Below are 12,910 nucleotides of genomic sequence, written 5' to 3'. Positions count from 1 at the left end.
TTACAATGTGCCAATAAATTTTTTTAGTCTTGTCCTAATTCTTTCAGAATTAGTGTACGGATTTCTTCAGGAAGTCGTGTTGGACGCATGCCGTCTACACTGATACATGCCAATTCGACTTCACCAGATGCAAGCATGATTTCACCACGATAAATATTTTGTTGCAATACAAAAGATGTCGCTTTACACGAAACTACACTCGCTGTAACAGTAATCAGGTCATCCATCAGGATAGGACGTGAATATTTCACGTTAATTTTATGCACGACAAAGTTGTAATCTTTTTGATGCCAATAATGACTAACGCCTGAAGCACGTAGCCATTCAGTACGGGTACGTTCCATAAAACGAATATGATTCGCGTGATAGACAATGCCGCCTGCATCAGTGTCTTCAATATATACACGAATGTTGAATTCGAATTTATTCGCCATGATTGTGTCCCGTTTTTCAATTCAGTTTTATGGTTTTAGCTGTACTTTTAGCGGCTTAAAAGATCTGTGAAAATGAGGTTTTTTTCGCTAAGAGTCAAGCTGTGTAACGCGTTGCAGTTTAGCAGCTTGAGCTTTTAGTCCAATGGCACAAGGTTTCAAATGAAATCTATTCTATATTTACTCAACAAAACCTTTAGATATAAAAAAGTGAGCAAAGGATGCTCACATTTTTTTAAAAATGTACTTTATTTTTTCGCAGCTTGCATCTTTTTCCAGTCTGTCTGTACCTGTCCGGCAACTTTTGGATAATCAAGGATGAAGCGCACATGGCTTTCTACCCCAGTTTTTAAAGTTGCATTATCGACAATAAATAACGGGTTATGGTTAGGTGCGGCTTTCGCCATGTCCTGATCGGCAGGCGTTGCACCCACGAAGACAAACAAAGACGGCATAAGCTGACCATAATAGGCAAAGTCCTCACTGGCACTGGCATTGTTGTCCAGCACATGCAGTTTATCTTTGCCATTGACTTGGGCAAGTGTAGGTTGCATCAGCTTGGTTAAGGTTTTGTCATTGGTGGTTACCGGCGCATATGGCGCAATTTCCACTTTTGCAGTGACATCATTGGCTACAGCATTATGTTCGACCATTTTCGGTAAAGTTTTTAAAATGCCTTGGCGGACATCTTCACTGTTGGAGCGAATGGTACCGACCATATTGACCTGGTCGGGGATGACATTACCTGTTGTTCCGCCGTGGATACTGCCAATACTGACTACGCCCATGCCTTTGGTCAAATCTGCAGTACGACTGACTAAACTTTGCATGTTGTTGATCATTTGCGAAGACGCATAGATGGGGTCGCGGCCGAGCCAAGGCATAGAGCCATGCACCTGTTTACCATTGACTTGAATGCGCAAATGATCGGCACTGTTCAGAATCGCGCCATCTTTATACAGGATATTGCCGCTTGGCATGCCTGCCATCACGTGCATGCCGAAAATGACTTCCGGTTTTGGATTGTTCAATGCCCCATCGGCAATCATTTTACGTGAACCGATTAAATGACCTTGGGTAAAGTTATCAATATCGGCACCGCCTTCTTCCGCTGGTTGGAATACAAATACCACCGTACCTGCAATTTTATCTTTATTCGTGGCTAAAGCTTTAGCGGCACCCAATAGCATTGCGGTATGGGCATCGTGACCACAACCGTGCATCACGTGAGTTTCTGCACCCTGATAAATAGCTTTGGCTTTACTGGCATACGGAAGTCCAGTTTTTTCTTCAATCGGCAGGGCATCCATATCTGCACGTAATGCCATTACTGGACCCGGTTTCGCCCCTTTAAGTACACCAATCACACCAGTTTTGGCATAGCCTTTACGCACCTCAATGCCATAAGATTTCAACTCTTTTTGTATCAGCTCAGAAGTCTTAAATTCCATATTCCCAAGTTCAGGGTGTTGATGAATATGTTGTCGAAGCTTAATGGTATGCGCTTCTACGTTTTTAACGGAATCATCAATCCAGTCTGCAAGGCTCATCTGGCTGCAAAGGATAAGTGGAAGACAAAGGGAAATCTGCTTGTACATGTTCATATCTTGGGAGAATCCTGAAGAGTTTGAAATGGTTAAAGTGATTCTCTAGAGTTGCATATTGTTGTAAATTTAACCAAAACCCTATTGGTATGTTAAATATACTTTTAAGGTATAGCGCATTTTAATGATTGGAATATAAGGCTTTTGTTTATACTTTTACTTTGTAAATTTATGTATTTTAAGGTGAAATTAACTTATATACATTGTGGTTGTAACAGTAAATTTTCAGATCTGTGACACAGCAGTTTAATTTGATTCAATCTATGATTGGCTTGTTACAGCATTGATCAGCCTTAGAGTTTTAAGTGAGTCGTTTTTTGAAATATTTAATTATTTTCGCCATTGGCTTTGCGCTGTGGAATTATTGGCTGAAACTGGATAAAGGCATTTTAGATGCTGCTGATTATCAAACTGCAAAGCGAGTTCATCAGTTTAATAATTATAGCATCACCAATTTGCAGCCTTATAAAGGAGAGTTTCGGGTTTTATCGAGAGAAAACTATAACTTTGGACGCGAGTCTGAGATTAGCCCTGTCGATTTTGCTTTGGGATGGGACAAAATGGCTGATCCTGAGGTTTATAAACAGTTATCGATTAGCCAGAGCAATCGTTGGTATTATTGGCGTTATGAAAATGCTCCACCCATTCCAGTCAATGAAATTTCAACGCATAGTGCCAATACACATTTAATTCCTGCCTCGAAACAAATTGCCAAGCAGCTGAAAGCTATTGATCAAGATGATTTGATATATTTAAAAGGCCAGTTAGTGGAAGTCAAAGCACAAGATGGATGGACATGGCGGAGTTCTTTAAGTCGTGAAGATACGGGGAATGGTGCATGTGAGTTGATGCTGGTGGAAGAGGTACGTGTCATCTCTAATTTATAATTATCTAATTGATTAAAATGAAAAGAAAAAACATTTAAGATATCCCCCAACAGATATTTAAAAAATAAGTTGGGAGAAAGATGGTAGAACAAGAAGGCAAACAAGCGTTAATGATCCAGCTTCCATGGACAGTACCGCGACAAGAAAATACACAAACTGTTATTTTGCAACAGCCGAATGGGCAGAAAGTGTATTTGGACTTAAATCATTCAACTGATACCACTGCAATTTGGTCTTTTGTTATAGCCATGATAGTTGCTTTAATTTTAGGAATTTCTGCCACGATTATTGCGATTTGGTATGGAAGGAAAAGTTTTGATTTAACAAAACAATCTTTTGAGGCTGTCATAAAACAAATTAAAAGCTCAGAGGATTTAATGGCTTCATCAAATCGTGAACTTATTGAAAGCCAAGAAAACTTAAAAAGAATGGATATAGCTAACGAAAGATGTAATTCAATTCGTTCGGTAGCTGCTGAATTTATTTCGTTATGCGAACACTTAATGTATGAAGCTAAAAATTTACAGAATAATCTAATTGGAACATTACCAATTGACTATTTAGCAGAGCTAACCCAAAAAAGAGATCTAATGGAAATCAATGGGACAAGATTGGAATTGTACTTAGGGAAATCAGATTTAAGCGCTAGTATTCTTATGCTTAAGCGAGGATTGATTAGAGAAATTACTCCTGGTTTAAAGAGAGAAAAACACGATGTTGATGTAAGTTATTGGCAGGATGAAATTAGAAATTTCAAGCTAAATCTTACAGACTACTTTGAAGAAGAATTACCTAATAAAAGAAAGGGAGAATAAATCTCCCTTATATATCACTTCTCTTTCGGTTCAGGCGGTGTCATCCCAAACTGCAAATACGCCATATTGGTGGCAATTCGTCCTCGAGCAGTACGCATCGCATAACCTTGCTGAATCAAATAGGGTTCAATCACATCTTCCAATGTGCCTGAATCTTCTGCCATGGCAGCAGCCAACGCTTCCACACCGGCAGGGCCACCATCAAAACGCTCTAGCAACATGCTTAAGTAACGACGGTCTAAAGTGTCCAAACCATCTTTGTCGACTTTCAACATATCCAGCGCACGTTGCGCCATATCCTGATTAACTTCACCCGTACCTTTGACTTGAGCATAGTCACGCACACGACGCAGTAAACGGTTGGCAATACGTGGTGTACCACGCGCACGGCGGGCAATTTCTTTGGCACCATCACCAGTCATGGGGACATCCATTAACGATGCTGAACGGGTCACAATATGGGTTAAATCTTCAACCGAATAAAATTCTAAACGCTGCACAATACCAAAACGGTCACGTAGCGGAGAGGTGAGCAAGCCGGCACGTGTCGTTGCTGCAACTAGTGTGAAAGGTGGTAAATCCAGTTTAATCGAACGTGCACCCGGTCCTTCACCAATCATGATATCGAGTTGGTAATCTTCCATTGCCGGATACAGAATTTCTTCAATCACTGGAGAAAGACGATGAATTTCATCAATAAATAAAACGTCACCTTCTTCCAGATTGGTCAGCATGGCTGCCAAATCGCCGGCACGTTCCAGTACAGGGCCAGAAGTCGATTTTAAATTACCGCCCATTTCCCGCGCGATAATATTGGCCAGTGTGGTTTTACCCAAACCCGGTGGACCAAAAATCAGGGTATGGTCGAGTGCTTCGCCGCGGCCACGGGCTGCGCCAATAAAGATTTCCATTTGCTCACGTACCACCGGTTGACCAACATAGTCATCCAGTGAAGTGGGGCGAATGGCACGATCAAAATGATCTTCGGGTTTTTCAGAACCACTGATGAGACGGTCTTGCATATGTGTTTAATCTATCTCTTTACGGTCATTTGAGGTGGATTAATTCACAGCCTCAAGAATCTATTAGGTTTTATATGCCTTTGTGTAGGCAATTTTCACTTTTGACTGGGCAAAAGTGACAAAACCCATTTGTTAAACTGATGCTACATCCTTGTAGCACAGTTTAACGGCGACATCCATGTCGCCAAAGTGCTAGCAAATTTTGGCTGAAAATTTGCTAATAAGTAGAGAGCTTATTTATTCATCGACTTTAATGCTGCACGGATAATGTCACTAGCTTCAGTAAAGTCCGCTTTAACGGCATTAATCAGTTTTTGTGCTTCGGCAGGTTTGTAGCCTAAAGACTGTAAGGCCGCTTCCGCTTCTGCCACAGCAGAATTGCAGGTAAACTGAATTTGTGGCGCTGTTGAATTGGTCGGAACATTACCTGCAGACATGGCTTTAAAGCGGTCACGAAGTTCAATCATCAAACGTTCAGCAGTTTTTTTGCCTACACCCGGTACTTTAACCAAGGTATTCACATCTTCATGTTCAACGGTATGAATCAGCATTTCTACACTTAAAGTCGATAGAATACCCAGCGCCATTTTTGGACCCACGCCGTTGACTTTCAGCAGGGTACGGAAAATGGTTTTCTCTTGTGCATCTAAAAAACCATATAGCAATTGAGCATCTTCACGCACGGCCAAATGCGTCCACAGCGTTACTTTTTGTCCTTTTTGTAACTGGCAAAATGTAGAAAGCGGAGTATCCACTTCATAGCCCACACCATTTACATTTAACAGTACTGTCGGTGCTTCTAAAGCAAACACTTCACCAATGAGACATCCAATCATTTTAATTTGTCACTTCATCTATCGTTCGTTGCATAGTAGTGAGCATTTGTCATAAAGGCAAAATGCTCACGCTTAAATCTTTAAATTCTGCAGAAATTTTGGTTGGAATATCTGCAACATCTTTACATCAAACCAGCTTGATTGCCCTGTAACTCTTGCGACAGGTTATAGGCCTGATGGTCTGAAAATTTAGAGATAATGTCCAGCACCTGCATAATATTTTCATAATGATTATTTTGAAAATTCACACCGGCACGTTGCAGCATCGACATCAATCGCTGTTCTTTAAAGTTCAAGGTTTTATGCGGCGTGGTCAGCGGGATAAAGGCATCTAAAATGTTTTGTAGACTTTGATGGGCAATAATTTCCAGACCAGCCTTTTGCGGATGTTCAAAAATCTTGTCACGCGCCAAGTTCTTCGCTCGGTCAATACCATGTTCAATATCTTCAGAACAATATTGCAATAAGCTGCCTTTAAGTTGTCCCGACAATATTTCAAAGTGATGTTTTGCAAATGCCGTGGTCACTTCATCCACCAATCGTTTCATCACCCGGCCACGCAGGGCGGCAATTTTTTGCTGCCAAGTGGTGGTTGCTATAGACAGTTCTTCCGGTCTGCCATAATCTGCAATCAGATCGAGGAAAATCGGTTCCACTTCTTCATAAGAGAGCATATTTAAAATAATGCCATCTTCCAGATCAATCAGCGCATAGCAAATGTCATCGGCGGCTTCCAGTAAATAAGTCAGCGGATGACGGCAATACTGATAATCTCCCAACTGGATCAGTCCGAGTTGTTCAGCAATTTGCTTTAAAATCTCTTTTTCAGACTGATAACAACCGAATTTTGCGCGTTGATTGGCCGGACGATCACCTTGTGAGGCAATGGTTTTAGACAGCCAAGGGTACTTTAAGTAAGCCCCTAAGGTTGCGTAAGTCAGGCGCATACCGCCATCATTCGGATGATAATCAATTTTAGTCAGTAAGCGTAAGCCTTGGGCATTGCCTTCAAACTGGCGTACATCGGCTTGTTCTTCCGGAGTCAGTTTTTCCAGAAAATTGCCATGTGAAGCATCGTCAAACCATTCACGAATCGCGTATTCACCGGCATGTCCAAAAGGTGGATTGCCAATATCATGTGCCAGACAGGCGGCCTGAATAATAGCCCCAACATCGGCGGGGGAAATCCAGACCGGCAGTTGGTCTTTAATTTTTTCAGCTGCCAGCATGCCGAGTGAACGGCCTATACACGACACTTCCAGAGAATGGGTTAAACGGGTATGAATACCATCATGTTGGGTCAGCGGATGAACCTGAGTTTTACGGTTGAGCTGGCGGAAACTTTGCGAAAAGATAATGCGGTCATAATCTTTGTGGAATGGGCTGCGCGCCTGTTCTGAACTTTGTTTTTTGCTACCAATACGAACTGTCGAAAGCAGTTCTAACCAACGCATTTGTTCCATTTATCGTTATTCAGTGATGACCTGAATGCATCATGCCAAAAAAAAGTCCAAGCGACTAGGGCAGGGCGACATGATTTGTCTTTCTGATAATACACTGAATTGTGTGCTAGTGTTTGAGCTCGATCATTTATTCAAGAGATCTCTTTCATGAATCAAAAAATGTTCAGTATTAGGTTTCCTTAAATTAGCACTGCCTCATTTGATTGTTACTATTTTGATAGCTTTACGTAGGCAAGATCTCTACTTTTGAAAGGTCAAAAGTAGCCAAAAACCTTTAGTTTCCCATACACGACCTCCTTGTCGTGATGGAAAACGTGTGGCATCCATGCCACACTCATGAATCCAATCGCTGCTAAAATCTATTTTTTCTTTTGACTTTGCGAATAGCTTATAGTTATTGAAAAATGATTTATGAAAGAACTCTAAGACATCAAAAATGAAAAATGCAGAATTACATGACACTGATTAAAAGATAGGGAATTGAGTATAAGCTTCAGTATTGCAATAATATTTAGAAACAAGATAGTGAATGCTCAAATTGTCACGAGATTCAAATTTTTTATATGAAAAATAAAGTATTCCTGAGTATTCTTTAATGAATACATGACACATTCATGAATTTCTATCTAGCTGATTTGGTCAATACACAGTAGAATATGCGCTCTCTCTAAGTCACATTGGCGGTATGGTCCAATAGACCTGCCCGTGGAGCCAAAATCAGCATGTTTATCGTGGCCGGTGCACCAGCACACTCTTCTTTTAAGAAAACTCAACTCTTAAACCGTCTCGCGTCAATGAGTTCTGTTCAATCAATTGAAAGTCAATGGATTTATCTGTTTGATCAAGCGCTCAACGAGCAGCAGCATCAATCTGCATTACAACTATTAAATGATGGTGCTTCTTTTGAAGTTCGCCAGGCAGCAAGTGATGAAATTCAGATTCTTGTAACGCCACGTTTAGGCACGATTTCGCCGTGGTCTTCTAAAGCGACTGATATTTTTGCCAACTGTAATACTCCGATACACCGCCTAGAACGCGGTGTTTTGTTTACTTTAAAGGGTATTTCTGAAGTATCGAATGAAGTTAAACAGGTTTTACATGACCGTATGACTGAAAGCGTGTTCAATCATATTGATGACGCTGCGGCTTTATTTGTTGAAACTGCACCAAAACCTTTAAATAGCATTGATATTTTAGGTCAAGGTAAAGCAGCACTGGTTAAAGCTAATTCTGAATTTGGTTTTGCCTTGTCTGATGAAGAAATTGATTATTTAACCGCAGCATTTAACAAGCTGGGTCGCAATCCGCACGACATCGAACTGATGATGTTTGCTCAAGCCAACTCTGAGCATTGCCGTCATAAAATCTTTGGTTCTGAATGGACCATTGATGGCGAAAAACAGCCATTATCATTGTTCCAGATGATCAAGAACACTTATAAAGAATCTCCAACAGACGTATTGTCGGCATATAAAGACAACGCTTCTGTGATCGTGGGCTTTGACACGCAGCGTTTCTATCCTAAAAAAGACAATGAAACCGGTCACCACGTTTATAAATACAAGAGCCAAGCGGCTCACATCCTGATGAAAGTGGAAACCCACAACCATCCAACAGCAATTGCACCATTTGCCGGTGCTGCGACCGGTTCGGGCGGTGAAATCCGTGATGAAGGCGCAACGGGTCGTGGTGGTAAACCGAAAGCAGGTTTAACCGGTTTCACTGTGTCTAACCTGAACATTCCAGGCTTTGAACAGCCTTGGGAAGAAAATTACGGCAAGCCATCACGTATGGCATCACCACTTCAAATCATGATTGAAGGGCCATTAGGTGGTGCTGCGTTTAACAACGAATTTGGTCGTCCTGCGTTAAACGGTTACTTCCGTACTTTCGAACAAAACGTCAATGGTGAAGTGAAAGGTTTCCATAAACCAATCATGATCGCCGGTGGTTACGGTAACATCCGTCCTGACCATGTTGAAAAAGATGCGATTCAACCGGGCGACCTGTTAATCGTTCTTGGTGGTCCTGCAATGCTGATCGGTCTTGGTGGTGGTGCAGCATCTTCTGTAGATAGCGGTAAATTGGGTGAAAACCTGGATTTCGCTTCTGTACAGCGTGAAAACCCGGAAATGGAACGCCGTTGCCAGGAAGTAATTGATGCCTGCTGGCGCATGGAAGATTTCAACCCGATCGTGTCTGTACATGACGTTGGTGCGGGCGGTATCTCAAATGCCATGCCTGAATTGGTAAATGACCATGAATTAGGTGCAGTGCTTGACCTGCGTAAGATTCCATCACTTGAGCCAGGCATGTCTCCAATGGAAATCTGGTCGAATGAAGCGCAAGAACGTTATGTATTGGCGATTCGTCCAAGTTCTTTAAGCCTGTTTGAATCATTGTGTGCACGTGAACGTTGTCCGTTTGCAGTGTTGGGTGAAGCAACTGAAGCACGTCACTTAACTGTTGAAGATCCATTGTTTGAAAATAAAGCGGTGGATATGCCAATGCAGGTGATGCTGGGTGGTACACCACGCATGAGCCGTACTTTTGAGACCATCGAACGTACAGGCGATGACTTCACCGCTGCAAATGTTGATTTAAAAGACGCAATCTTCCGCGTTCTTAAAAACCCGACAGTTGCGTCTAAATCATTCCTGATCACCATCGGTGACCGTTCAATTACCGGTATGGTGGCACGTGACCAGATGGTCGGTCCTTGGCAAGTTCCTGTAGCGGATGCTGCAGTGACAACTACAAGTTTAGTCGGCTTCACTGGTGAAGCAATGGCGATGGGTGAGCGTCCACCGGTTGCATTGTTAAATCCTGCCGCATCTGCACGTTTGGCTGTGGCTGAATCAATCTCGAACATCATGTCTGCAAAAATCGAGCAGATTAGCGACATTAAATTGTCTGCAAACTGGATGGCTGCTGCCGGTCAACCGGGTGAAGATCAGGCATTGTTCGAAGGCGTAAAAGCCATCGGTATGGAAATGTGTCCGGCTTTAGGCATCGCGATTCCAGTCGGTAAAGACTCATTGTCTATGCGTACCACTTGGAATGATGAAGGCGAAAATAAAGCCGTAACATCTCCAATGTCTGGCGTGATCACAGCATTTGCACCGGTGACTGATGTACGCAAAACTTTGACCCCTGAACTGAAAAATGAAGATTCAGTGCTGGTACGTATCGATCTTTCCAAAGGTCAGTTCCGTCTAGGCGGTTCGATCCTGGCGCAAGTCTATAAAGCGATTGGTTCTGTAACACCTGACGTTGATAGCTTCGATGACTTCAAAGCCTTCTTTGCTTTGGTTCAAGACTGGAATAACCGTGGCTTGATCAAGGCTTACCATGACATCGGTGATGGCGGTTTGTTAGCGACTGTTGCAGAAATGATGTTCGCTTCACGTTTGGGTGTAGCACTTGAAGATCAATCGACTGAAGCTTTATTCGCCGAAGAAATTGGTGCTGTACTTCAAATCGCAACTAGCGATTGGGCAGAACTTCAAGCAGAAGCTGCAGCATCTAGCTTAAAAGATGCAATTTCTGTAGTAGGTACAGTAAACAATTCTGACCAATTGTCTATCAATGGTTTAGTGCTTGAACGTGCTGACCTGCAAGTGGCTTGGACTGAAGTATCACATCAAATTCAACGCTTGCGTGACAACGTTGAAACTGCGGATTCTGAATTTGCTTTAATTACCGACAAGAACCACAAAGGTATTATTGCTCAGCCGACATTTGACCTAAATGAACCGGTTGAAGCGCCGTTTATTAATTCACGTCGTCCAAACATGGTGATTTTGCGTGAACAGGGCGTGAACGGTCATGTAGAAATGGCTGCGGCATTCGACAAAGTGGGCTTCAACACTGTCGATGTTCACATGAGCGACTTGCTTGCTGGCCGTATCAGCCTGGATGACTTTGAAGGTATTGTGGCTTGTGGCGGTTTCTCTTACGGTGACGTCATGGGTGCAGGCGGTGGCTGGGCGAAATCAGTCTTGTTCAATCCTAAACTGCGTGACCAGTTCGAGAAATTCTTCCATCGTCAAGAAACCTTCTCTTTGGGTATCTGTAACGGTTGTCAAATGTTGTCGCAATTGGCTCCGCTGATTCCGGGTGCGGATGCTTGGCCACGTTTCCACCGCAACACTTCTGAAGTGTTTGAAGCGCGTGCGGTTAACGTTCGTGTTGAAAAATCTCACTCGATTTTGTTAGATGGTATGGAAGGTTCGATTTTACCAATCGCAGTTGCGCATGGTGAAGGTCGTGTGGTTGCGACTGAAGACAAAATTGCAGCGTTAAATGCAGGCAACCAAGTCAGCCTACGTTATGTAGACAGCTTCGGTAATCCTACCCAACAATATCCATTGAACCCGAACGGTTCACCAGAAGCGATTACTGGGGTGACGTCGAAAGACGGTCGTGCAACGATTATGATGCCGCACCCTGAACGTAACTTCCGTGCAATCCAGCATTCCTGGAAGCCTGAGGAATGGACTGAAGATGGTGCATGGTTACGCATGTTCCGCAATGCACGTAAGTTCATTGGTTAATCTTCCCTAAGATGCTAAAAAAGCCACCTTCGGGTGGCTTTTTTATTTTGTACTTATTTTTAATTTGATTTTTATTTCTCCCGCTGGACTTGGTTTGGATTTTGCTTTTATATTGGAGTGAAAAATAATTTGTGTGTTTTATGCACAATGATGATGCAATATAAAAGAAAGATGGTTTACTCAATATAAGTTCAGGATTGAATCTCTAAGTGAGGTGACACAATGCCAAAAACTGTGACATATACAACGCTTGATAAAGCGACTTTACGTAAGAAAGGCTGGATGTTTTTTATGGCAGTTGTTGGGCTGCAAATGCTATTTTTGATTGGTAGCTATTTGCTTCAAGGTTCTTAAATTTTTAAATTGAAAAAGCCACCGTGAGGTGGTTTTTTATGACTTCAATATTGATATTTATAGCCGCGCTCATTGTACAAATTTTTAATTAATAATGCGTAAGCGAGGTTTTACTTTTGAAAGGTCAAAAGTAACAAAACCCTTTTATTTGGCAGAAGATACATCCTTGTATCTCTGCCAAATGTGCGACATCCATGTCGCAAGTCATGTGATTTAGTTTTTGAAAACGTTTTCATAAAAATTACAAAACTCATCTGTACGTTTATATCGAGCAATTTTTGTTTTACCATCAAGTACTAATGGGGATTCAACTTCTATTAAAAATTGAAAACTAACCAATTCCATATTGGGATTAGAAATATCAAACTCAAATTCTGGATATTCTTTATTAGTTTTTAGGGAATAGAGTTCCTGTAAAAGGTTTATAAGATAATTATTTAGCTTAGTAACTATATAAGTATATTGATCAAATTGTTGCTTTGAAATTATTTGATCCTTAAATAGTTTAGTGGAGCGAGCAATCATCTTAGCTTGTTTTTCTAAATAAGTTTGATCAAGAATTCCTAGAATTTCAAAACCTAATTCAGTATTGTTTTTATCTTTAAAGAATTTTTCTATAAAGCCTCGATCAGTATTTTGAGCTTCTTGAATAAAAGCTAATAATTGGCGTTGATCTTTTGCAGTCTTATAGTTGGATATCGCTTTTGTTAATCCTAGCACTACTGAAGCAACAGGAACTGATTTAGCTAAATCTTCAACGAATGTTGTTGCTGATTTAAAAATTAACTCATCAGCAATATTTTCTGCAGTTGATAAGGCTATTTCATTAATATTTTGTTTATTAGACACAGCTCATCTTTCTTATAGGTAATTATGACTGAAAAGATCATAACTAAACTTCGATAAAGTTTGAATACTCAGATTCAGTAACTTACTAGAATG

10 protein-coding genes are annotated in these 12,910 nt (G+C 41.4%); 4 read left to right on the top strand and 6 right to left on the bottom strand.

What is annotated here, in order from left to right; genetic code table 11:
- Positions 1-23 precede the first annotated feature (23 nt).
- Together ybgC and B4C48_RS06135 are read right to left on the bottom strand one after the other, a co-directional pair.
- The gene (ybgC, locus tag B4C48_RS06140) at positions 24-434 is read right to left on the bottom strand and encodes a tol-pal system-associated acyl-CoA thioesterase (RefSeq protein ID WP_291354729.1); all 411 of its coding nucleotides are present in this window, start codon (positions 432-434) and stop codon (positions 24-26) included.
- 245 nt (positions 435-679) lie between these two features.
- Positions 680-2,029: an amidohydrolase gene (locus B4C48_RS06135; RefSeq protein WP_291354799.1), complete on the bottom strand. Its 1,350-nt coding sequence runs from the start codon at positions 2,027-2,029 to the stop codon at positions 680-682.
- A 311-nt stretch (positions 2,030-2,340) separates the two neighbouring features.
- On the opposite strand from B4C48_RS06135, the gene B4C48_RS06130 reads away from it, so the two are divergent.
- Positions 2,341-2,922 (top strand): hypothetical protein, encoded by a 582-nt coding sequence (locus B4C48_RS06130; RefSeq protein ID WP_291354728.1) that lies wholly within the window; start codon positions 2,341-2,343, stop codon positions 2,920-2,922.
- 80 nt (positions 2,923-3,002) lie between these two features.
- Positions 3,003-3,737: a hypothetical protein gene (locus B4C48_RS06125; RefSeq protein WP_291354727.1), complete on the top strand. Its 735-nt coding sequence runs from the start codon at positions 3,003-3,005 to the stop codon at positions 3,735-3,737.
- Between the two features lie 14 nt (positions 3,738-3,751).
- Here the strand turns inward: B4C48_RS06125 and ruvB are convergent, their stop codons facing one another.
- The 3 genes from ruvB to B4C48_RS06110 form a co-directional block, all read right to left on the bottom strand.
- Positions 3,752-4,759: a Holliday junction branch migration DNA helicase RuvB gene (gene ruvB / locus B4C48_RS06120; RefSeq protein WP_291354726.1), complete on the bottom strand. Its 1,008-nt coding sequence runs from the start codon at positions 4,757-4,759 to the stop codon at positions 3,752-3,754.
- A 233-nt stretch (positions 4,760-4,992) separates the two neighbouring features.
- Complete coding sequence (ruvA, locus tag B4C48_RS06115) at positions 4,993-5,595, bottom strand: Holliday junction branch migration protein RuvA (protein WP_291354725.1); 603 nt, start codon at positions 5,593-5,595, stop codon at positions 4,993-4,995.
- Positions 5,596-5,717: 122 nt separating this feature from the next.
- Complete coding sequence (locus B4C48_RS06110) at positions 5,718-7,058, bottom strand: deoxyguanosinetriphosphate triphosphohydrolase (protein ID WP_291354724.1); 1,341 nt, start codon at positions 7,056-7,058, stop codon at positions 5,718-5,720.
- Positions 7,059-7,780: 722 nt separating this feature from the next.
- On the opposite strand from B4C48_RS06110, the gene purL reads away from it, so the two are divergent.
- The gene (gene purL / locus B4C48_RS06105) at positions 7,781-11,614 is read left to right on the top strand and encodes a phosphoribosylformylglycinamidine synthase (RefSeq protein ID WP_291354723.1); all 3,834 of its coding nucleotides are present in this window, start codon (positions 7,781-7,783) and stop codon (positions 11,612-11,614) included.
- Positions 11,615-11,836: 222 nt separating this feature from the next.
- Positions 11,837-11,968 carry a KGW motif small protein gene (locus B4C48_RS06100; protein WP_291354722.1) on the top strand — a complete coding sequence of 44 codons (132 nt, stop codon included), beginning with the start codon at positions 11,837-11,839 and terminating at the stop codon, positions 11,966-11,968.
- 213 nt (positions 11,969-12,181) lie between these two features.
- Here the strand turns inward: B4C48_RS06100 and B4C48_RS06095 are convergent, their stop codons facing one another.
- Positions 12,182-12,817, bottom strand: a complete 636-nt coding sequence (locus B4C48_RS06095) for a hypothetical protein (RefSeq protein ID WP_291354721.1) — start codon at positions 12,815-12,817, stop codon at positions 12,182-12,184.
- Between the last annotated feature and the right edge of the window lie 93 nt (positions 12,818-12,910).

It is taken from the genome of Acinetobacter sp. UBA3106 (genome assembly GCA_002365595.1).
In the GTDB taxonomy this organism is placed as follows: domain Bacteria; phylum Pseudomonadota; class Gammaproteobacteria; order Pseudomonadales; family Moraxellaceae; genus Acinetobacter.
This window is presented reverse-complemented; position numbering and strand designations above follow the sequence as displayed.

Excerpts from the sequence above, each read along its gene's own strand:
- B4C48_RS06135 (WP_291354799.1), bottom strand. The coding sequence starts at position 2,029 with ATGTACAAGCAGATTTCCCTTTGTCTTCCACTTATCCTTTGCAGCCAG.
- ruvA (WP_291354725.1), bottom strand. The coding sequence starts at position 5,595 with ATGATTGGATGTCTCATTGGTGAAGTGTTTGCTTTAGAAGCACCGACA.
- ybgC (WP_291354729.1), bottom strand. The coding sequence starts at position 434 with ATGGCGAATAAATTCGAATTCAACATTCGTGTATATATTGAAGACACT.
- ruvB (WP_291354726.1), bottom strand. The coding sequence starts at position 4,759 with ATGCAAGACCGTCTCATCAGTGGTTCTGAAAAACCCGAAGATCATTTT.
- B4C48_RS06125 (WP_291354727.1), top strand. The coding sequence starts at position 3,003 with ATGGTAGAACAAGAAGGCAAACAAGCGTTAATGATCCAGCTTCCATGG.
- B4C48_RS06100 (WP_291354722.1), top strand. The coding sequence starts at position 11,837 with ATGCCAAAAACTGTGACATATACAACGCTTGATAAAGCGACTTTACGT.
- B4C48_RS06110 (WP_291354724.1), bottom strand. The coding sequence starts at position 7,058 with ATGGAACAAATGCGTTGGTTAGAACTGCTTTCGACAGTTCGTATTGGT.
- purL (WP_291354723.1), top strand. The coding sequence starts at position 7,781 with ATGTTTATCGTGGCCGGTGCACCAGCACACTCTTCTTTTAAGAAAACT.